We start from the raw sequence: 20,193 nt of genomic DNA, 5'->3' as shown, positions 1-20,193 counted from the left end.
ACATGAAGTGGATTATCGGAACAAAAGAAACGGTCTTAGATGGACTGAAACAGGATAGTCAGACTAAACAATCCGCTGACCAGCAAATTGATCAGCAGGTCAAAGTGATTATTGATCAGGTAGCAGCTAGGGGGGATACTGCGCTAAAAGATTATTCTCGGCAGTTTGATCAAACTATAGTGACCGAACTGGAGGTTTCAAAAACAGCGTTGAAGAATGCTTATCAGGAGCTGGACACAGATGTGAAGAAAGCTTTGGAACGAGCGAAAGAGAATATTATCAGCTATCATAAGAAGCAGAAGCAGCATGATTTTATGGACACTGAAAAAACAGGTGTTTTTCGCGGGCAGCTTGTTCGTCCGTTGGATCGAGTAGGCGTATACGTTCCCGGTGGTACAGCAGCTTACCCGTCTTCGGTATTGATGAATGTTTTACCTGCTAAAATCGCTGGAGTAGAAGAAATCATCATGGTCACCCCGCCTTCTCCTGACGGCGTTCCGGCAATTATTCTGGCAGCGGCTGAGATTGCTGGAGTTGACCGGGTTTTTCAGGTAGGTGGTGCTCAGGCAGTTGCTGCTCTGGCTTATGGAACGGAAACAATTCCAAAGGTAGATAAAATCGTAGGACCTGGAAATGCCTATGTTGCCGCAGCGAAAAAACAGGTTTTTGGCACTGTAGGGATTGATATGATTGCCGGACCTTCTGAAATTGGTATTTTAGCAGATAATCAGGCTAATCCAGCCTTTATCGCAGCGGATTTACTTTCACAGGCAGAGCACGATTCATTAGCACGCACCTTTTTAGTAACTAATTGTGAACAGCTGGCAAAGAGTGTAGAAGAGGAGATAGCCGTTCAATTAGCTGACTTACCGCGAAAAGCAATTGCAGAGCAATCGATCACAGCGCATAGCTGGCTAATCGTAGTGACCTCAGTTGATGAAATGATTGAGGTTATGAACGAAATCGCACCGGAGCATTTAGAAGTGCAAATGACAGACCCTATGCAGTATCTTCAAAAAATCAAACATGCCGGATCAATTTTTCTAGGTGCGTACACCTCAGAGCCTGTTGGCGATTATTTATCCGGAACGAATCATGTACTTCCAACCAGTGGTACAGCAAGATTTTACTCTCCCCTTGGTGTGTATGATTTTGTAAAATATAGTCAGGTAAGCTACTATACAAAGGATGCGTTGGCAGAGGTTAAAGATGATATTGCTTTACTGGCGCGAAAGGAAGGGCTAGAGGCTCATGCCCGTGCTGTAGAATACCGTTTCAAGGAGGAAAACAAATGAGAACAGCAAGTTTGAAACGTACAACGGCAGAAACACAAATTGAACTTACTTTAAATCTGGATCAGCAGGAGCCAGTGGTAATTGATACTGGAGTTGGCTTTTTTGACCATATGCTGACCCTGTTTGCCCGTCACAGCCGAATGTCGCTAGAGGTTAAAGCTGTCGGAGATCTTGATGTGGACAGTCATCATACAGTTGAAGATGTCGGGATTGTTTTGGGTCAGTGTTTAAGAGAAGCATTGGGAGACAAGGCGGGAATTAACCGATATGGAACCAGCTTTGTACCAATGGATGAGACACTGGGCATGGCTTCTTTGGACTTAAGCGGACGGTCTTTCTTGGTATTTGACGCAGAGTTTGATAACCCTAAGCTAGGAGCCTTTGATACAGAGCTGACAGAGGAATTTTTTCAGGCACTGGCATTTAATGTTCAGATGAATCTGCATCTAAAAATTCTACATGGAAAAAATAGCCACCACAAAATTGAATCGCTATTCAAGGCAACAGGACGTGCTTTGCGGGAAGCTATTACTTACAACGCAGAAATTCATGGTGTTAATTCAACGAAAGGAACGCTGTAAATGATTGTTATCATTGATTACGATACAGGAAATACCTTAAATGTTCAGAAGGCATTGAACTATGTAGGGCTGGAAAATAAGCTATCAGCCGATGCTGTTGAAATATTAGCAGCGGATGGACTAATCCTCCCAGGAGTTGGTGCATTTTCACTCGCAATGGCTGAATTGGAAAAACGGCAGCTGACAAGCGTTATTAAAGAGGCTGCAGCTAACGGAACGCCCATCCTAGGGGTTTGTCTAGGGATGCAGCTGCTGTTGGAAGGCAGTATGGAAAATGGCTATACTGCAGGATTAGGCCTAATCGAAGGGATTTGTGAAAAGATCCCTCAGGAAAAAGACTTTCCAGTTCCTCATATGGGATGGAATGAGCTGATGATTACAAAAGAAACACCCTTAACCAAGGAAATGTCTGGTGAATATGTCTATTTTGTTCATTCCTACTATGCAGATTGTGATCCGGATACGATTGATGCTTTGGTACAGTATTCTTTAAAAGTTCCGGCAATGATTTCACAAGGACACATTTACGGTACTCAATTTCATCCTGAGAAAAGTGGAGCGATTGGGTTGAAAATACTAAAGGGGTTTAAGGAGGTAGTGGATCATGTACGTTTTACCGGCAATTGATATTCGGGAAGGAGCAGCTGTCCGATTAGTCAAAGGTGATTTTTCTAAAAAGACAGTTGTAAATGAAGATCCCTTGGCCCAAGCAGAGATATTTAGAAAAGCTGGCTGTCAATTTCTTCATATTGTTGATTTGGATGGTGCTCTTGCAGGAGACACTACCAATGCTGCTCTGATTGAGAAGATAAAAAGGGAAACTGGATTACCGGTAGAAGTTGGCGGCGGTATTCGCTCAATCGAACAGGTGAAGAAGTACGCTGAGCTAGGTATTGATCGAATTATTATCGGTTCTGCAGCACTAAAAGACCCTGACCTCGTCAAGGAAGCAGTCCAAAAGTACGGAGAACAGATTGCTGTCGGAATTGATGCCAAGCATGGAAAAGTAGCTGTCAGCGGCTGGCTGGAGGTTAGTGAGACGGATTATCTGAGTATGGCACAGGAAATGGCGGCAATTGGTGTAAAGACACTTATTTATACCGATATATCGAAAGATGGAACGTTAACAGGTCCCAGCTTTGAGCACTATGAAAAGCTGTTGTCTGTAGTTCCTCAGGTGAATATAATCGCTTCAGGTGGTGTCAGCAGTAAAGCTGATTTAGAAAAGCTGGCAGCTATAGGTGTCTACGGAACAATAGTTGGAAAAGCCTACTATGAGGGACGAATTACGCTGGAAGAAATGCAGGAGGTGGCAACTGGATGCTGACAAAGCGAATCATCCCATGTCTGGATGTAACCGATGGGCAGGTGGTTAAGGGCGTCAATTTTGTTAACCTGCAGAGTATTGGCGATCCTGTAGAAATTGCCCGGGCATACAATGAACAGGGAGCGGATGAACTGGTCTTTCTGGACATCACTGCTACAAGCGACGAACGCGAGACGATGGTAGAGGTAGTTGAGCGGACTGCTGCGGAAGTCTTCATTCCTTTAACTGTCGGCGGAGGTATCCGCTCTATTGAAGACATGAAGCGAATGCTTCAGGCTGGTGCAGATAAAATATCGCTAAATTCTGCAGCTATCAATGAGCCCGATTTAATTAGACAAGGTGCTGAAAAATTTGGTTCTCAGTGTATCGTGACTGCAATTGATGGAAAAAAGGCGGCAGACGGCAGCTGGCATGTCTATACGAAGGGTGGAAGAGAAGATACTGGTTTGGATGTGGTGGCATGGGCTAAAGAAGCAGTTTCACTTGGTTCGGGAGAAATACTGCTGACAAGTATGGATGCAGATGGAACGAAAGAGGGCTATGATTTACCGATGCTTCAAGCGGTTTGCGAGGCTGTTACGGTTCCTGTAATTGCTTCGGGAGGCTGCGGCAGCAGTAGGGATATCTTGGAAGTTTTTGAAAAAACTGGTGTAACTGCTGCTCTAGCAGCCAGTATATTTCATTATGGAGAAGTAAAAATCCCTGATTTAAAAGCGTATTTAAGCAGTGAAGGAGTGAGTATTCGTTTATGAAACCAGATTTTTCTAAAGGACTAATCCCTACTATCATTATAGAAGAACAAACAAATGAGGTATTAATGTTGGCTTATATGAATGAAGAAAGCTTTAATAAAACACTGGAAACAAAAACCACATGGTTTTATTCCCGCTCAAGGCAATCATTATGGAATAAAGGCGAGACGAGCGGTCATACCCAGAAGGTAAAGAGTATTCAGACGGATTGCGACAAAGATACACTGCTGATTAAGGTGGAGCAGATAGGTCCTGCCTGTCACACAGGAGCACATAGCTGTTTCTTCAATGTGATTCTTGAGGAGGAAAATGAATGATTGAAGAACTTTATGCCGAAATAATGGAACGAAAAGCACAACAAAAAGAAGGTTCATATACCAGCTACTTGTTTGAAAAGGGTTTAGATAAAATTTTGAAAAAAGTCGGAGAAGAAGCGACAGAAGTCATTATTGCTGCAAAAAATGAACCAGAGGAGCTGATTAGTGAAACGGCAGATTTGGTTTATCATATGCTGGTTTTATTGGCGGAGAAGGATATCCCTTTAGAAGCAGTAATGAAGGAGCTGGAGCAGCGTCAGGGGAAATTGAGTGTAGTGAAGGATCGAAAGACGATCGAAGATTTATAAGTTAATTTATAAGTTAAATAAAGAAACGGGTAAAAAGTGTTGAATATTGGAATCACGCAGGATATTCTTAAAATGATAGTGAAGGAGAATGTTTTTTGACTAGAACTTGAAATCTAATCGTTCATAACAGTTCTTCCTGTCACTTTTCATGATAAACTGAAAAAGAAAGTAGAGGGTAAATTCATTGACAGCCGAATTTACCCTCTACTCTTAGTATAATTATTTTTATAATTAATTTTCTTTTGAATCTGTTAATTTTTCCATAGAGGTGACCTTTTCTAATAGATATGTTCGGTCATCAGCTTCATCATAGAGCGTATAAGGCTGATTATTTCTTGTTTCAACAATTAAATGAAAACCATAGGTATCCTGAACAACTAAACGCTGTATATTCCATTCAACTAATGAATAAGTAACTGGTTTGCCGTCAATCATAATATTCAGTTTCTCGTCAATGGCTAGCTGATGCTGGGTAGCTTTGCCCTGATTAATAAACCACCACTTCCCTTGAAAGAGAGTGATCAAATCAGAAGCCGTTTGACTAGCCTCCTGTTTCTTCTTTTTATTTTTAAATAACAATGAGCTGGCAAGTCCAGTCACTACAGAAGCCCCCAATAGAAAAGACCAGTGTTTCTTCATTACCCAACCTCCCGTTTTCTTTTAATCATAGCATGAATTAAAAAAATTAGGGTTGGAAAGCACTGATTGTTAACGAAATTTAACGAAGGTTAACGAAGTTTAACATAGGTTAGGGAAAATTAAGTACGAAGAGCTTGTCAGATTACAGATTAAAACTGGCTTTACGAAATGAACAGTAAGAAATCACTGCGCAACGCTTAGAGTTGCGTTACTTTTTTTTGTCATTAGCATATGGTAAATGCAAGGAGGTAATACAAATGGAAATACATGAACAAATAAAAGAGAAGAGAAAAGAGCTGGGATTAACTCAGCAGGAAGTAGCTGACAAGGTATTTGTTACTCGTCAGACCATCTCAAAATGGGAGCTTGGCAAAAGCCGACCGGATTTAGTTTCTTTAAAACTACTCGGCGAACAGCTGCAAACTGATTTTCTAAAAAATGATTCAAAGGAAAAGGGGAAACAAGGGATGAAAATAACATGGAAAGATATTTTAATGACAGCAGTTTTTGGTATTTTCTTTTTACCGGTTCGCTTACTGATTACGTATCTGAAACCTAAAGTTACACAACCAATTGTAAAATACGTGCTGTTACCTTTTGTGATAACGGCTGGAGTACTATATATGCGTTCTTTAAACGAGACAGCATTTTTTGCAGTTGGAGGAATGCTTATCTGCCTGTATTATCCAATTGCCGGCTATTACTTTAAAGGCACAAAAGAAAGCTAGTTAAAAAAGGATATTATTGACTCCTGACTGCAAGTGTCTGGGTACTAAACCAAGTTCCCAGACTTTTAATGTGCCTAAATTTAATTAAACGGCGGTACAGAAGTAATTTCTTCGGAAATAAGCCAAGCTTTTTTTTAAATTTGTAAAGCACTAGGCGAGAATCAGTCAACATCGAGGGTCTCACATTTGTGTTTCCTGTCGTTTTAAGAAAAACTTGCTTACTTGCTGAGAACAAGAGTAAGATACGAGCTGATGTTGAACAGTATCTACCTGGTTCTCAAGGCTCAAGAAACTTCTATTCGAGTCTGTTGTTGTGTCCTAATATCAGCTTATTAGATGCTTTTTGCAGACACAGAAATATGATATGCTTCGAAGGAATGAAAAAAGAAAGGAAGCTGAAGATGAAAAAAACAGTCCATCACTTGTGTATTCAGACAAACAATTATCGAGAGTCGTTGGCATTCTATCAGACTCTGGGCTTTGAAGTGAAATTGGAAACACCTGATTTTCATGGGAGAGATTACAACAGCTGGCTGTGTTTGAATGACTTTTATATCGAGCTGCAAACTGGCAAAAAGGCAGAGCAGCTGCCTAAAAGTCAAAATTCGGAAGGCATTGCTCATTTTTGCCTATGGGTGGCGTCCCTTGAAGCAGCAGTAGACGAGCTCAGTAAGTATCAGGACTCGTTTATTCAAAAGGAAGGCTCGGTTATTTACCAGGTAGCCAAGACAAGATTGTGCAAACTTTATGCACCTGAAGGAACTATTATTGAGTTAAGAGATTCAAAAGGTATATAATAGGAGCATAAGATTAACTGAATGTCTTTAGATAGTTGATTTATATACTTGCTTAGTGAAGATCTGATAAGACTAATTTGTCTAAGGATTGCAAACTATGGTATTGTGGTGAAGAAGAGGTGTTTTGATGATAGTCTATCCAGATGTACATCTGGCGCGGTTTATTTGTCGGCCCAATCGCTTTATTGCTGAATGCCGCATGATCGAAACAGGCGAACAAGTGACGGTCCATGTTAAAAATACAGGACGGTGCCGCGAACTGTTTTTGCCTGAAGTGGAGGTAGTCTTAAGCTATCAGCCGTCTCCTAAAAGAAAAACAGCTTATGATTTGATTGCTGTAAAAAAGAATGGTCAGTGGTTTAATATTGACAGTCAGGTTCCTAATGCACTGGCGGCCCAAGGGCTAAAAGAGGGGATGATTCAGCTTCCTGGATTAACAGGACAAATGACTTTAGTGAAGCGTGAAAAAAAGTATGGCAATTCACAGTTTGATATTTATGTTGAAACAAGCACAGAGCAGAAAGCTTTCATTGAGGTGAAAGGGATGACTTTGGAAAACAGCCGATTAGGCGCCTTTCCCGATGCGCCTACTTTGAGAGGGCTGAAGCATGTAAATGAGCTGAATAGAGCAATTAGCGAAGGCTATCAATGCTATGTATTGTTTGTGATACAATTTGAACAGGTTGACAAAGCAACAATTAACACAGAGATGCAGCCTGCGCTGACAGAAGCTATTGAAGCCGGTCAAAAGCTGGGATTAAATGTTTTAGCCTACAACTGTGAGGTTACGCCCGAAACGATTCGTGTACTAAAGGAAATTCCTTTTGATCTATATGAATCCTTTTGACTATTCATTACAGGAAAAGTAATCTACAAAGCAAAGGGATGGAGTCAGCTTTCATGTATTTAATAGGATTCATATACATGAAGTATTTAAACAGCGAGAATAAAGAAAGGTGAGGAGAATATGATTCATTTAGGTGTTATCGGAACAAACTGGATTAGTGAACAATTTGTGCAGGCGGCATTGGAGACTGGAAAATATGATTTAACGGCGGTTTATTCCAGACGTTTGGAAACGGCACAAAAGTTTGGTGAGAAGTATGGTGATGTAGAATATGCCATAGATTTAGCTGCCTTTTTTGGCATTGAACACATGAGTACTGTATACATCGCATCCCCTAATTCTTTGCACTTTGAACAAGCAAAACAAGCAATTTTAGCTGGAAAGAATGTCATTGTGGAAAAACCGGCATTCACTACTCCTGCTGAAATGGAGGAAATTATTCATCTAGCCAACAAGCAAAAGGTGTTTTTCTTTGAAGCAGCAAGAAATATTCATGAGAAAAGCTTCAAAAAAATTGGCGAACTTCTACCTCTAAAAAATGAAATTATTGGTGCCAGCTTTACTTATATGAAATATTCCTCCCGCTATGACCAAGTATTGGATGGTGAAGAACCGAATATCTTTTCTCCTCATTTTTCGGGTGGAGCTTTAATGGATTTAGGTGTCTATCTGATTTATGCAGCTGTGGCGTGGTTTGGTATGCCTCAGGAAAGTCATTATTTTGCACGGAAAGTCGCAACTGGTGTAGATGGACTAGGCACAGCGATTTTAAGATATGACCGTTTTGATGTAACGATACAAGCAGGGAAAATTGGTGACTCCTTCCAAGGATCAGAAATCTACTTTGACAATGGTACGTTGTTGCTGGATGGAATCAATGCAATTTCCAAGGCTGAATTTCATGATAGAAATCAGAAAGAGCGGGAAGTTATTGCGCTGACAACAGAAGAAAATCCAATGGTAGAGGAAGCCTCTGATTTTGCTCATGTTATTGAGAATCCTGCTGATAAAAACTGGGGTGTTCAATACGAAGAATGGGTCGAGCTTTCCAGAAATGTCAATCAGGTTTTAACTGATTTAAGAAGTAGTGCAGGTATTGTATTTGATGCCGATAAAAAGTAAAATGGAAGATAGGAAGTAAAAGAACAGAAATTAACAATAGATAAGACTAATAGCAGTTTTGATTGCGACAACCTGGTTCCGAGGTACACAGTTTTAACAGTGATACGTAGAAATGAAACTGCGTTGACCGAGTGGAAATAAGTGATTGGAATCTGTGGTATTGAGGGAGTTGAATTTTTTGATTCGCTCCCTTGATATATGCACGCAGCTTGACTTCTATCTGACTGTTTATAAAGCAGCCATTGAAATTATTAAGGTCTTATTCTTGAAAGGGAAAATATGAATTTCGTAAAACAGTTACCAGAGGTTTGGCAAGAAAAATGGCAGGCTTCTGGTTTTGATGAACCTTCTGCTATTCAGAGTAAAAGCTTTAATCCTTTATCAGAAGGAAAAAATGTCCGGGGAATCTCTCCAACTGGAACAGGTAAAACATTAGCGTACCTGCTGCCGTTGTTATTGCAAATCAACAAGGGTGAAGGCAGCCAGCTGCTGATTCTGGCTCCTTCGCAGGAACTGGCTATGCAGATTGGTCAGGTTGCTCAGGAATGGGCTCAGCCCCTGCAGCTGAAAGTTCAGCGGCTGATAGGCGGAGCAAATGTGAACCGTCAAATCGAAAAGCTTAAAAAGAAGCCTGAAGTCCTAATTGGTACGCCAGGACGAATTATGGAGCTGATTCGTGCTAAAAAGATTAAGAGTCATCAGCTAAAAATGATTGTTATGGATGAAGCTGATTTGCTTTTACAAAAAAGCGAGCTGGATTTAACGAGACAAATTCTTCAAAGTGCACCCGTTGATTATCAGCTGGCATTTTATTCAGCAACAGCTGATAAAATTGCTGAGGAGGTTAACGAGCTGGCGGCAGAGGTTCTGACAATCGATGTGATGGAAGAAGACCAATCGGCTGGAAAAGTTCAACATTACTACATAGAAGTACCTTTTAGAAAGAGAAAAGAGTTCTTACAAAAGATGCTTCATATACCAAACTTTTACGGTATGGTTTTTTTTAATCAGCTAACAGATTTAGGCGCAATAGAAGAAAAGCTCACCTATGAGGCTTTACCTGTAGCTGGCTTAGCTTCTGATCAGAACAAGCAGCTGCGCAAGCTGGCAGTTGGGCAGTTTGCACAGAAAAAGATACAGATGCTGTTAACGACAGATGTGGGTGCCCGCGGCTTGGATTTTCCTGCTGTGGACTACGTTGTCAATGTAGATGTCCCGCTGGATGCTGTAAGCTATGCTCATCGAGCCGGCCGCTCTGGTCGAATGGGAGCAACAGGTACAGTGATAACATTTGTTAATGAACGAACGAAACGGGATTACCAGCGCTTGTTGAAACAGATAGGTATTTCTGCAGCTGAATTGTTCATTTATGATGCTCAATTCCAGACTGAAAAAAAGGAGCAGGAAAAAGAGCAGAAACGTGTGAAAAAAAGCAAAAAGAAATAATTGTTTGATTGTTGTATATGGATTCATCAAGCATAAGGAGGCTAAGTATGAAATCCAGAAAAGAAGAAATACTAGCTCTGTTGGAAGAGAAAAAAATTGGTATGACTGCTGCCGACATCGCTGAGTCTTTAGAGATTGACCGAAGCAATGCCAGCAGATACCTGAGTGAGCTTTCCAAAGAAAAGAAAATCTTAAAAAAAGAAGGACGGCCAGTTGTCTATTCTTCTGTTTTTGAGGAAGAAAAAATTCATGTGGATAATTCCAGTGAGGTAACCTTTGAAAATCTGGTTGGTGCCAATGATTCACTAAAGGTTAGTATTCAACAGGCAAAAGCAGCTATTTTGTATCCGCCGCGCGGTCTTCATACAATCATTTTTGGAGAGACCGGAACAGGGAAATCTTTGTTTGCAGAGTGTATGTATCATTTTGCGGTGGAATCGCAGACTTTACCTGAAAATGCACCGTTTATTTCCTTTAATTGTGCAGACTATGCCCAGAATCCACAGCTCTTGTTTGGTCATATTTTTGGCGTGAAAAAGGGTGCTTATACAGGGGCGGAAAATGATAGTACTGGACTGATTTCAGAAGCTGACGGCGGGGTTCTATTCCTCGATGAAATTCATCGTTTACCGCCAGAAGGGCAGGAAATGCTGTTTACCTTTATTGATAAAGGCATTTATCGTCCTTTAGGCGAAAGCGGAAAAACCTATGATGCATCTGTGCAGATTATCGGAGCAACAACGGAATCTTCAGAAACATTTCTAACGACATTTAATCGACGAATACCTATGGCGATTACCCTGCCCAATTTGGAGGCACGTTCTCTGGATGAGCGTTATGATATCATTGGACTGTTTATCAAGCAGGAGGCAAACCGCTTAAATCAACGGATAAACATTGAAAGAGAAGCTGTTTTAGCGTTCATGCTATATGATGCTGAAGGAAATATTGGACAGGTTAAGCGAGACTTAAAACTGGTTTGTGCAAAGTCCTTCCTGCATTATCGGACACACAATACATCCAGTCTGATGATTCGGAAAAAGGACTTACCTCTTCAGGTGCAAAAAGGACTATTGAAAATCAAGGAAGTTTCTGACCGTTTGGACCGGTTCGTGGATGCAAAAAACAATTATCTAACCTTTGAGCCGGGATCGAATGAGGTTGTCTGGTCTAGAGATCCAGCACGTGATATGCAGGTTTATAATGAAATTGAAGAAAAAGTTTCCACGTTGTCTACAAACGAACTGGAGAATATCGATCTTGAAGAACTAATTGCTAAAGATATGGATGCTTATTTCCAGACTTATGTGGAAGAGCTAACGCAAAGCTCCGTTCATAAAGAGCTGCTGCCGGAGAGCATCTGGAAGCTGACTAACAGACTCTATGATATAGCTGAAAAGCGCTTGGCACGAACCTATAATGAAAATGCCCGCTTTGCTTTTGCACTGCATTTACAGAGTACTATTGACCGAGTGCGTGAAGGACATATGATTGTCCACCCAAATTTGAATAATATAAGAAAACAAATGAAGGAAGAATTTCAGGTAGCTATTGACCTCTCGGCGATAATTGAAGAGGAAAACGATATTGAGATTCCTTTTGATGAAATTGGTTTTATCAGTATGTTTCTTTCAATTGATGTAGGCAACAAGGAAATGGTTGAGATTAACAATGTCGGTGTTGTCATACTGATGCATGGGAACTCTACTGCGTCCAGCATGCTGGAGACCGCACAAGAGCTTTTAGGTATTTCAACCGGAACGGCGATGAATATGCCTTTAACGATGGAAGTTCAGGCGATGTACGAGCATTTACGAGCTTATGTTGTGGAAAATCAGGAAACGTTAAGTAACGGCATGCTCCTTCTGACAGATATGGGCTCTCTGAATTCTTTTGGAAACCTGATTTTTGAAGAAACAGGCATTCGGACAAAAGCAATTTCCATGACAAGTACCATGATTGTTTTAGAAGCAATTCGAATGGCGAGTGTGGGAAGAAGTTTAGAAGATATTTATCAAAATATTCAAATGTCCTTTGAAGGAATCATTCGGGAGCAGTTCCGCAGCAGTATGAAGAATCCAAATCAAGTCAAAAAAGCAGTAGTTGTAACCTGTTTTACCGGTGAAGGCGTAGCTGCCCGGCTATATCAAAGGATTTTACCTGTAATTGATGAGGACAAGGTAGAAATCATTCAAATGCAGTTTTTAGAGAGAGAAGCCTTTAAAAAACATATTGATAGCTTAATGGAAGAATATGAAATAAAAGCAATTGCCGGTACGGTTGATGTTGAGTACCAAAATATTCCTTTCTTCTCGGCCTATGATATATTTGATGATGAAAAGCTGAATGTATTAAAACGGATTGCAGGCGATGAGGTGCCGACTGAAAAAATCGTTCGTTCTTTAACTGATACAATTACTACTGTGGATTCTTTACAGAAGTTAATTGTAATGCTTCAAAAGACGGTTCATAAAATACAGACGGATATGCACATTATTGTAGAGCCAGGTGTTGATGCCGGTATTGTTATCCATCTAGCATTCTTGGTCGATTCAATCTTGAAGGGCGAGGAAACGAAAGCATTCACAGGACTTACAGATTTTGTGAAGAAAAACCGTCTGGAAACAGATGTTGTCAGAACGAACATGATGGTGATTGAAAAAGCTTATCGGCTCTCCATCCCTGAAACAGAGATTGCTCATCTGACCAAAATGTTTTTGGAAAACAAAATTAGAAAATAAAAGATTACACACAAAGAGTCACTGTGTACGATTCTAACAGAGTGTGCGTGTGAAAGTGTTATAGACCAAAGCCTTTGTTAGCAAGGATTTTGGTCTATACAATTTTGGCACGCTTCTTGCTTATATAACAGTGTAACCAAATATATTAGGGAGTGAAGAAAAATGGCTAAAAAAACAATTATGCTAGTATGTTCTGCTGGAATGAGTACGAGTTTATTAGTAACAAAAATGCAAAAAGCAGCTGAAGCAAGAGGAATGGACGCTGATATCTTTGCGGTATCTGCATCAGATGCAGACAATAACTTGGAAGCAAAAGATGTAAATGTTCTACTTTTAGGCCCGCAAGTTCGTTTCATGAAAGCACAATTCGAACAAAAACTTGCACCTAAAGGAATTCCATTTGACGTTATCAACATGGCTGACTATGGCATGATGAATGGTGAAAAAGTACTGGATCAAGCAATCGCTTTGATGGGTTAATCTCTCAAAGATATCAGGAATTGAAGGAGAAATGAAAATGGAAGAACAACAAAACTTAGAAGCCATCATGGGCTTAATCATGTTTGGCGGAAATGCAAAAAGCGATGCAATGGAAGCTATTGCAGCAGCGAAAGAAGGAAACTTTGAAGTAGCAGATCAAAAAATTGCTGACGCAGAAGCTTCGTTAGTTGAAGCACACCATTCACAAACTGGTTTGTTAACACAGGAAGCACAAGGCAACAACATGACAGTAACATTGCTAACTGTACACAGTCAGGACCATTTGATGACATCGATTGCTTTCACTGATTTGGCGAAAGAAATCATTGACGTATACCGTCGCATGGATGCAAAATAAATCTTATTCTTTTTGAACGGAGAATTTGAGGTAATTATCTTAAAACTTTTTGAACGGAGTTTTATTAATTGGGGTTTAAAGAGCGTTTGCTCTTTAGATAAATATTTTTATAGGAGGATACAAAAATGAACGCTTTAACAGCATGGTTGGAAAAGTACATTCTTCCTGTTGCCGGGAAGATTGGTGCTCAGAAACACCTAGTTGCACTTCGTGACGCTTTCATCGGTACGATGCCAGCAACGATGGCCGGTTCTGTTGCGCTAATGATCAACGCAATTATTCGTGATATGCCAAGGCAATTCTTTCCACCAACGTACAATGCTGACATGACTCAGGTATTATCTGGGTATGACGGTACAATGATTCCAGTAATCAAGGATATCATTGGAATTAATGGTTTTGTTTACAACGGGACCATATTGATTGCAGCTATAATATTCTCATTCTCATGGGGATACTATATTGCAAGAGCATACAATGTAAACGACTTAGCAGGGGGAATTGTTTCATTGATTTCTTTTGCAGCTGGATTCTCAGATTCATTCTCAGGAAGTTGGGCTATGGAATTGCCTAGTTCAGCAGTAGACGCTATTAATACTGCAAATGCAGGGCTGGTAGCAACCGCTGATGGAATTACTGGTTCAGCATATGGCTGGTTAAATATCTCCCATCTCAAAGGTGAAAGTTATTTTACAGCAATGATTATCGGGTTTGTAGCAACGATGATTTTCTGTCAGTTAATGAAGAGAAATATCACTATTAAGCTGCCGGATTCAGTTCCGCCAGCAGTATCAAAAGCTTTTGCGGCAATTATTCCTGCAACCGCAGCACTTTATGTGTGTTCAGCATTTTATTATTTCTTCAGAATGTTTACAGATCAATTGTTTACTGATTGGATTAGTGAAGCTATCGCGAAACCGTTGCTTGGTTTCTCTCAAGGATACTTCGCAGTATTCATTGTTACACTATTCGTTCAAGTCTTCTGGTTCTTCGGAATTCATGGACCTAACGTATTAGCACCAATTCTTGAAGGGGTATTCGGGGTTGCTCAATTGGAAAACCTTAGCTTATTCCAGGATGGTGGTATTGAATTAGTTAAATCTGAAGGATACAAATGGGTTCGTGGCTCATGGGATGCTTTCGGATGGTATGGTGGTTCAGGTGGAACGATTATACTAATTCTTGCAATTATTCTATTCTCTAAACGGGCAGATTACCGTGCCGTTGGTACGTTGTCATTAGGCCCTGGTTTATTCAACATTAATGAGCCTATTATGTTTGGTTTACCAATTGTATTGAATGCAATTATGTTTATTCCATTCTTATTAGCGCCTGTAGTATCAGTTTCTATCGGTTACTTTGCAACAATGGCAGACTTGGTAAATCCGGTCAGTCAACAGGTAACATGGGTAATGCCGCCGGTTCTGCTGGCATTTATGGCAACTGGATTTGACTGGAGAGCAATCATCGTGTCACTAGTATGTATGCTGTCATCCTTCATTATCTGGGTACCATTCGTTATTGCAGCGAATAAAGTAGATCCTGCATTAGGCGAGAAGGAATAAGTATTAATTATTTTTGCTGGATGATCTGCTTTATTGGATCATCCGGCATTCTTACATATAATAAACGAAAGGGGTAATTAACAATGATCGGAATTAGTTCAGCAATGCAGCAAGATGCAATTAAAGAGTTATTAAACACTTATGATGGAGGCGACTTCACTTATACTTTTAAAGAAAAACAAGGAATCAAGCTTGTTTTTGAAGTAACCGGCGATGCTGCCGCTGCCGCTGTGAAAGCGAAGGAAATGATTAAAGCACAGCCGTGGGGCAATGTGTTGTATTTCCAAGCCACAGCAGTATAATTTTTAGACGGGACTGGTAATAATGACAAAAAACGGCCTATTTGTAATCAGTATAGGATTGCTTATGTTTGTATATAGTGCAAATGCGCAGACGGGCGAATACAATATTGTAAATATTTTTTCTTCATTAGTTGTCATGGGAATCGGATTGTTTTTCTTCTTAAAGGGAAGAAAGCGCGATAAGCAGAATAAAGATAAGGATAATGAGGTGAAGAAGAATGGAAATCGTTAAAAAGATGAATGTGCCAGCTTCCTATTTTTATGGAAAAGTTGTTGAATCAGTATTATATGATGTGAATCGAAGTACTGGTAAACGATTAAAACCTATGCAGTTAAATAATTTTGAATATGTCAAAGAATTTTCTAAGAACAGCCGGGCGAAGATTAAGATTGAGAAGCTGGTGGAAAATGAAGAATATGCTTATAAAACCTCTACAGTGAAAAATCAGTATCATGCACAATATAAAATTAAAGCTGTGGACAATAATTCCTGTGAAGTTCATTATACAGAGAAAATGGAATCATTTGGGACGATGCAGAAATTAAATGATGCAGCGATTGGTTTTATATTAGGCTTTTTTAAAAAGAGACAATTCAAAAAAATGCTTGATCAGATAGAAAGCTCATATTAATGTGAGCTACTTCGAAAAAGAACAATGAGTGTAAAAAAATCAAATTACTAAAGGCTAGTATGTAATTTTACATACTAGCCTTTAGTGTGTATGAAATAACTCCTAGTGTGCACACTAAACAAATAAATTATAACCTTATATTAAAGGATATAAGGTTATTTTTTTTGGCATGTTTCTTGCTTATTACTTATGTGTAACTAAATTACTTTAAGGAGTGTAAAAAAATGGCGAAGAAAACAATTATGTTAGTATGTTCTGCAGGAATGAGTACAAGTTTATTAGTAACAAAAATGCAAAAAGCAGCTGAAGCAAGAGGAATGGATGCTGATATCTTTGCAGTATCTGCATCAGATGCAGACAATAACTTGGAAGCAAAAGATGTAAATGTTCTACTTTTAGGCCCGCAAGTTCGTTTCATGAAAGCACAGTTCGAACAAAAGCTTGCACCAATGGGTATTCCGCTGGATGTTATCAACATGGCTGACTATGGCATGATGAACGGTGAAAAAGTTCTGGATCAAGCTGTTGCGTTAATGGGCTAATCGAATAAAAATAAATATGATTGAAGGAGAAATGGGAATGGAAGAAAAAAATTTAGAAGCTATTATGGGTTTAATTATGTTTGGCGGAAATGCGAAAAGTGATGCAATGGAAGCTATTGCAGCAGCGAAAGAAGGAAACTTTGAAGTAGCAGATCAAAAAATTGCTGACGCAGAAGCTTCGTTAGTTGAAGCACACCACTCACAAACTGGTTTATTAACACAGGAAGCACAAGGCAACAACATGACAGTAACATTGTTGACTGTACACAGTCAGGACCATTTGATGACATCGATTGCTTTCACTGATTTGGCGAAAGAAATCATTGACGTATACCGTCGCATGGATGCAAAATAATTCCCATTCTTTTTGAACGGAGAAGTGGAAATTGATTTGGAAACTTTTTGAACGGAGTTTTTGATGGGTTGATTTAAAGAGTGCTGCTCTTTAGATAAATAGTATTTATAGGAGGATATAGAAATGAATGGATTAGTAAACTGGATGGAGAAGTACATCCTGCCTGTTGCTGCTAAAATTGGTGCAGAAAAGCATCTAGTAGCATTGCGTGATGCATTTATTGGCATGATGCCGGCAACAATGGCTGGGGCAGTTGCCGTACTTTTAAACGCATTCATGCGTGACTTCCCAAGAGATTATTTTCAGCCGGAAGTCTATAAAGATGCAGGATTGGTTAACCCGATTACCGAATTCTTTCAGCCGGTAATTGATGTTAACGGGTTGATTTGGAATGCAACATTAGCAATTATGGCCGTAGTATTTTGTATTTCTTTTGGCTACAACCTGGCGAAAGCCTATGAGGTAGATACATTATCAGGCTCAATTGTCGCTTTGGTTGCGTTCTTCATGGGCTTACCTGACACAGCAACAACAACATTAACTTTAGACGGTACACTTCCTAAAGATGTTGCCAGCATGATTACAGATGCAGGTGGTACTGTTACAACTGCAGATGGTGCATCAAGTATTGGAGCTAGTGCTTGGGGCTATTTCCCATTTAGTCCACATATGGGTGGATCTGGTTTGTTTACAGCAATGATTTTTGGTTTTATATCAGTTATTATTTTCGCTATTTTAATGAGAAAAAATATTGTTATTAAAATGCCGGATTCAGTTCCACCAGCAGTATCAAAAGCTTTTGCCGCAATTATTCCTGGTGTAGTAGCACTTTATGTGTGTGGTATCATTTATAAAGTATTCAAACAAGTAACTGGCATGCCGGTTATTGACTGGATTTCTGATACAATTCAAGCACCGTTATTGGGCTTATCACAGGGTTACTTCGCAGTATTTATCATTGTACTACTTGTACATGTTTTGTGGTTCTTTGGTCTTCACGGGACAAACATCATGGGGCCTGTACTGCAGTCCATCTATGGAGTGGCAATGGTAGAAAATACAAATGCTTATCAAAATGCTGAACCAATCCCTTATAAATGGGTTGCTGGTTCATTCGAAGCTTTTGTATGGCCAGGCGGAGCAGGTGTAACACTTGTTCTATTGATTACTATCCTTATGTTCTCAAAACGTGCGGATTACAAAACAGTTGGTCGATTAGGAATTGGACCTGGTTTATTCAATATTAATGAGCCTGTAATGTTCGGTCTGCCAGTAGTATTGAATCCAGTTCTCGTTGTGCCATTTATCGTAGCACCATTAGTAACGGCAACAATTGCTTTCTTTGCAACAGAAGCAGGGTTAGTTAAACCAGTTGTTGTAAATGTTATCTGGGTAATGCCGACTATTCTTAGCGGATTCCTGGCAACAGCTGGAGACTGGCGTGCAATTGTACTGTCACTTGTCAATTTAGCGGTTGCATTTGTCATCTGGGCACCATTTGTGATTGCAGCAAACAAGGTAGACCCTTCATTAGGGGAACCTGAATAAGTATCAAACAAAATTGTTACTGGATGATTCAGACAGCTGTATCATCCAGTAATCTTACATAAAATGAAAGGGGAAAATACGATGATTGGAATCAGTTCAGCAATGCAGCAGGATGCAATTAAAGAGTTATTAAACACCTATGATGGAGGAGACTTCACATATAGCTTTAAAGAAAAACAAGGAATTAAACTAATTTTTGAAGTAACAGGGGATGCCGCAGCAGCAGCTACAAAAGCGAAAGAAATGATTAAGGCACAACCTTGGGGCAACGTACTTTATTTCCAAGCAGCAGCAGTATAATTTAGTAGATGGGACTGGTAAATATGACAAAGAACGGCTTATTCATAATCAGTATAGGATTGCTTATGTTTGTATATAGTGCAAATGCGCAGACTGGTTCATATAATTTTGCCAACATTATTACATCGCTGGTTGTTATGGCAGCCGGTCTGTTTTTCTTTGTAACTGGAAGAAAGCGGGAAAAGCAGAATAAATAAGTTAAAGATACTGAGGTGAAAAGGCTGGAAATTGTCAAAAAGATGAATGTACCAGCAACCTATATCTATGAAAAAATTCTTGAATCAGTAATTTTTGATGTGCGTCATAATACAGGAGAGACACTGAATCGATTACAGCTGAGAAATTTCGAGTATATTAAAGAATATTCAAAAAACAGTAGAGCTAAAATAAAGATTGAAAAACTGGTTGATAATGAGTGTTATGCGTATAAGACATCAACTGCAAGAAATGATTTTTTTGCACAATATGAAATTAGACCAGTGGATGAGTACTCCTGTGAGCTTCATTATACCGAGAAAATGAACTCTTTTGGTACCCTACAAAAAATTAATGATACATTTGTTGGCATCCTAATGGGCTTTTTCAAAAAGAAACAATTTAAAAATATGCTTCAGCAAATAGAAAATTCTTATTAAATGTATCCTAAGTAGAGGTTGTGACAGAAGTGTTCAGCTTCAAGCAATAAGGCGGAAATTCCGAAAATTGTTCTACAAATTTTTGCGAATTTCCGCCTTATTGTCGAAGAAGTTACTTCTGAAACACCGTTTATCCGGGTTTAAGGGACTGAGGCATACTAATGTCACAGTCCCTTTTTTATCTTTTTTTAGTCTTTTTAACTTCTAAAGTGTGGTCATAGGTTTCGGTGATTCAATCCCTTTAGTGGAATAGAAAAGGAGTCAGAGACCGAATAAAGAAAATCAAAATTTAGTTTATTGATGGAATCTGTAGTATTAGCAGGACAAAAAAGTAGATATTCACTCAGAAAACAGTCAACACTTTTTCTGGAACGGATTGCCTGTTATACTGTCTGTATATCGATTCGATAAAAGTGAATACACGCTGTTGCCTTTACCAGATTGCAGAGAAACATGTTCTTGTTGGTCAGCCCACTCGTATTGCGGAAAGCGTTTGATTTTTTTAGCAATCCATTTGATTTTTGCTTTGTGTATAGGAGTTTAAGCGATATCAGCAATGAGTAGAAAGGCAATAGC

The 20,193-nt window shown here is 39.5% G+C and carries 26 protein-coding genes; 25 read left to right on the top strand and 1 reads right to left on the bottom strand.

The window, feature by feature from the left end; translation table 11 throughout:
• The first annotated feature begins 2 nt into the window (after nucleotides 1-2).
• Genes hisD through hisE form a run of 7 tightly spaced genes read left to right on the top strand, consistent with a single transcriptional unit; the run spans nucleotide 3 to nucleotide 4,580 of the window.
• Nucleotides 3-1,295 (top strand): histidinol dehydrogenase, encoded by a 1,293-nt coding sequence (hisD, locus tag ACPWSO_RS00930; RefSeq protein WP_426080891.1) that lies wholly within the window; start codon nucleotides 3-5, stop codon nucleotides 1,293-1,295.
• Nucleotides 1,292-1,876, top strand: a complete 585-nt coding sequence (gene hisB, locus ACPWSO_RS00925; protein WP_426080890.1) for an imidazoleglycerol-phosphate dehydratase HisB — start codon at nucleotides 1,292-1,294, stop codon at nucleotides 1,874-1,876. The genes hisD and hisB overlap by 4 nt, the downstream gene beginning before the upstream one ends.
• Entirely contained in the window at nucleotides 1,877-2,503 is a 627-nt protein-coding gene (gene hisH, locus ACPWSO_RS00920; protein WP_426080889.1) for an imidazole glycerol phosphate synthase subunit HisH, read from the top strand.
• Nucleotides 2,481-3,203: a 1-(5-phosphoribosyl)-5-[(5-phosphoribosylamino)methylideneamino]imidazole-4-carboxamide isomerase gene (hisA, locus tag ACPWSO_RS00915; RefSeq protein ID WP_426080888.1), complete on the top strand. Its 723-nt coding sequence runs from the start codon at nucleotides 2,481-2,483 to the stop codon at nucleotides 3,201-3,203. Before hisH ends, hisA begins: the two co-directional genes overlap by 23 nt.
• Nucleotides 3,197-3,955 carry an imidazole glycerol phosphate synthase subunit HisF gene (hisF, locus tag ACPWSO_RS00910; protein ID WP_426080887.1) on the top strand — a complete coding sequence of 253 codons (759 nt, stop codon included), beginning with the start codon at nucleotides 3,197-3,199 and terminating at the stop codon, nucleotides 3,953-3,955. Before hisA ends, hisF begins: the two co-directional genes overlap by 7 nt.
• Nucleotides 3,952-4,272 carry a phosphoribosyl-AMP cyclohydrolase gene (gene hisI, locus ACPWSO_RS00905; RefSeq protein WP_426080886.1) on the top strand — a complete coding sequence of 107 codons (321 nt, stop codon included), beginning with the start codon at nucleotides 3,952-3,954 and terminating at the stop codon, nucleotides 4,270-4,272. Before hisF ends, hisI begins: the two co-directional genes overlap by 4 nt.
• Nucleotides 4,269-4,580, top strand: a complete 312-nt coding sequence (hisE, locus tag ACPWSO_RS00900; RefSeq protein WP_426080885.1) for a phosphoribosyl-ATP diphosphatase — start codon at nucleotides 4,269-4,271, stop codon at nucleotides 4,578-4,580. Before hisI ends, hisE begins: the two co-directional genes overlap by 4 nt.
• 231 nt (nucleotides 4,581-4,811) lie before the next feature.
• Here the strand turns inward: hisE and ACPWSO_RS00895 are convergent, their stop codons facing one another.
• Nucleotides 4,812-5,219 carry a DUF4828 domain-containing protein gene (locus ACPWSO_RS00895; RefSeq protein WP_426080884.1) on the bottom strand — a complete coding sequence of 136 codons (408 nt, stop codon included), beginning with the start codon at nucleotides 5,217-5,219 and terminating at the stop codon, nucleotides 4,812-4,814.
• Nucleotides 5,220-5,476: 257 nt separating this feature from the next.
• Here ACPWSO_RS00895 and ACPWSO_RS00890 point away from each other — a divergent pair, with 257 nt between their 5' ends.
• The 18 genes from ACPWSO_RS00890 to ACPWSO_RS00805 all read left to right on the top strand — a co-directional run bounded on the left by ACPWSO_RS00890 (nucleotide 5,477) and on the right by ACPWSO_RS00805 (nucleotide 19,617).
• A complete protein-coding gene (locus ACPWSO_RS00890; protein ID WP_426080883.1) occupies nucleotides 5,477-5,947 on the top strand; it encodes a helix-turn-helix domain-containing protein in 471 nt (156 codons plus the stop codon).
• Nucleotides 5,948-6,348: 401 nt separating this feature from the next.
• Entirely contained in the window at nucleotides 6,349-6,744 is a 396-nt protein-coding gene (locus ACPWSO_RS00885) for a VOC family protein (protein ID WP_426080882.1), read from the top strand.
• Between the two features lie 130 nt (nucleotides 6,745-6,874).
• Nucleotides 6,875-7,591: a DNA/RNA nuclease SfsA gene (gene sfsA / locus ACPWSO_RS00880; RefSeq protein WP_426081150.1), complete on the top strand. Its 717-nt coding sequence runs from the start codon at nucleotides 6,875-6,877 to the stop codon at nucleotides 7,589-7,591.
• 120 nt (nucleotides 7,592-7,711) lie between these two features.
• A complete protein-coding gene (locus tag ACPWSO_RS00875) occupies nucleotides 7,712-8,713 on the top strand; it encodes a Gfo/Idh/MocA family protein (protein WP_426080880.1) in 1,002 nt (333 codons plus the stop codon).
• Nucleotides 8,714-8,992: 279 nt separating this feature from the next.
• Complete coding sequence (locus ACPWSO_RS00870) at nucleotides 8,993-10,159, top strand: DEAD/DEAH box helicase (protein ID WP_426080879.1); 1,167 nt, start codon at nucleotides 8,993-8,995, stop codon at nucleotides 10,157-10,159.
• A 47-nt stretch (nucleotides 10,160-10,206) separates the two neighbouring features.
• Entirely contained in the window at nucleotides 10,207-12,900 is a 2,694-nt protein-coding gene (locus ACPWSO_RS00865; protein WP_426080878.1) for a sigma 54-interacting transcriptional regulator, read from the top strand.
• Between the two features lie 162 nt (nucleotides 12,901-13,062).
• Entirely contained in the window at nucleotides 13,063-13,380 is a 318-nt protein-coding gene (locus ACPWSO_RS00860) for a PTS sugar transporter subunit IIB (protein WP_426080876.1), read from the top strand.
• A 37-nt stretch (nucleotides 13,381-13,417) separates the two neighbouring features.
• Nucleotides 13,418-13,738: a PTS lactose/cellobiose transporter subunit IIA gene (locus ACPWSO_RS00855; protein WP_426080875.1), complete on the top strand. Its 321-nt coding sequence runs from the start codon at nucleotides 13,418-13,420 to the stop codon at nucleotides 13,736-13,738.
• 125 nt (nucleotides 13,739-13,863) lie between these two features.
• Nucleotides 13,864-15,303, top strand: coding sequence for a PTS sugar transporter subunit IIC (locus ACPWSO_RS00850; RefSeq protein ID WP_426080874.1), 1,440 nt, complete (start codon nucleotides 13,864-13,866; stop codon nucleotides 15,301-15,303).
• 83 nt (nucleotides 15,304-15,386) lie between these two features.
• On the top strand, nucleotides 15,387-15,605 hold the full coding sequence (locus ACPWSO_RS00845) for a hypothetical protein (RefSeq protein WP_426080873.1): 219 nt from the start codon (nucleotides 15,387-15,389) through the stop codon (nucleotides 15,603-15,605).
• A 22-nt stretch (nucleotides 15,606-15,627) separates the two neighbouring features.
• On the top strand, nucleotides 15,628-15,837 hold the full coding sequence (locus ACPWSO_RS00840; RefSeq protein WP_426080872.1) for a hypothetical protein: 210 nt from the start codon (nucleotides 15,628-15,630) through the stop codon (nucleotides 15,835-15,837).
• The gene (locus ACPWSO_RS00835) at nucleotides 15,824-16,237 is read left to right on the top strand and encodes a DUF3284 domain-containing protein (protein ID WP_426080871.1); all 414 of its coding nucleotides are present in this window, start codon (nucleotides 15,824-15,826) and stop codon (nucleotides 16,235-16,237) included. Before ACPWSO_RS00840 ends, ACPWSO_RS00835 begins: the two co-directional genes overlap by 14 nt.
• A 224-nt stretch (nucleotides 16,238-16,461) precedes the next feature.
• Nucleotides 16,462-16,779, top strand: coding sequence for a PTS sugar transporter subunit IIB (locus ACPWSO_RS00830; protein ID WP_426080870.1), 318 nt, complete (start codon nucleotides 16,462-16,464; stop codon nucleotides 16,777-16,779).
• Between the two features lie 37 nt (nucleotides 16,780-16,816).
• Entirely contained in the window at nucleotides 16,817-17,134 is a 318-nt protein-coding gene (locus tag ACPWSO_RS00825; protein WP_426080869.1) for a PTS lactose/cellobiose transporter subunit IIA, read from the top strand.
• Between the two features lie 123 nt (nucleotides 17,135-17,257).
• Entirely contained in the window at nucleotides 17,258-18,682 is a 1,425-nt protein-coding gene (locus tag ACPWSO_RS00820; RefSeq protein ID WP_426080868.1) for a PTS sugar transporter subunit IIC, read from the top strand.
• A gap of 81 nt (nucleotides 18,683-18,763) precedes the next feature.
• The gene (locus ACPWSO_RS00815) at nucleotides 18,764-18,982 is read left to right on the top strand and encodes a hypothetical protein (RefSeq protein WP_426080867.1); all 219 of its coding nucleotides are present in this window, start codon (nucleotides 18,764-18,766) and stop codon (nucleotides 18,980-18,982) included.
• A 23-nt stretch (nucleotides 18,983-19,005) separates the two neighbouring features.
• On the top strand, nucleotides 19,006-19,179 hold the full coding sequence (locus ACPWSO_RS00810; RefSeq protein ID WP_426080866.1) for a hypothetical protein: 174 nt from the start codon (nucleotides 19,006-19,008) through the stop codon (nucleotides 19,177-19,179).
• Nucleotides 19,180-19,203: 24 nt separating this feature from the next.
• Nucleotides 19,204-19,617 carry a DUF3284 domain-containing protein gene (locus ACPWSO_RS00805; RefSeq protein WP_426081149.1) on the top strand — a complete coding sequence of 138 codons (414 nt, stop codon included), beginning with the start codon at nucleotides 19,204-19,206 and terminating at the stop codon, nucleotides 19,615-19,617.
• Nucleotides 19,618-20,193: the final 576 nt, after the last annotated feature.

It is taken from the genome of Enterococcus sp. LJL51, assembly GCF_049894025.1.
Classification (GTDB): Bacteria; Bacillota; Bacilli; order Lactobacillales; family Enterococcaceae; genus Enterococcus_L.
This window is presented reverse-complemented; position numbering and strand designations above follow the sequence as displayed.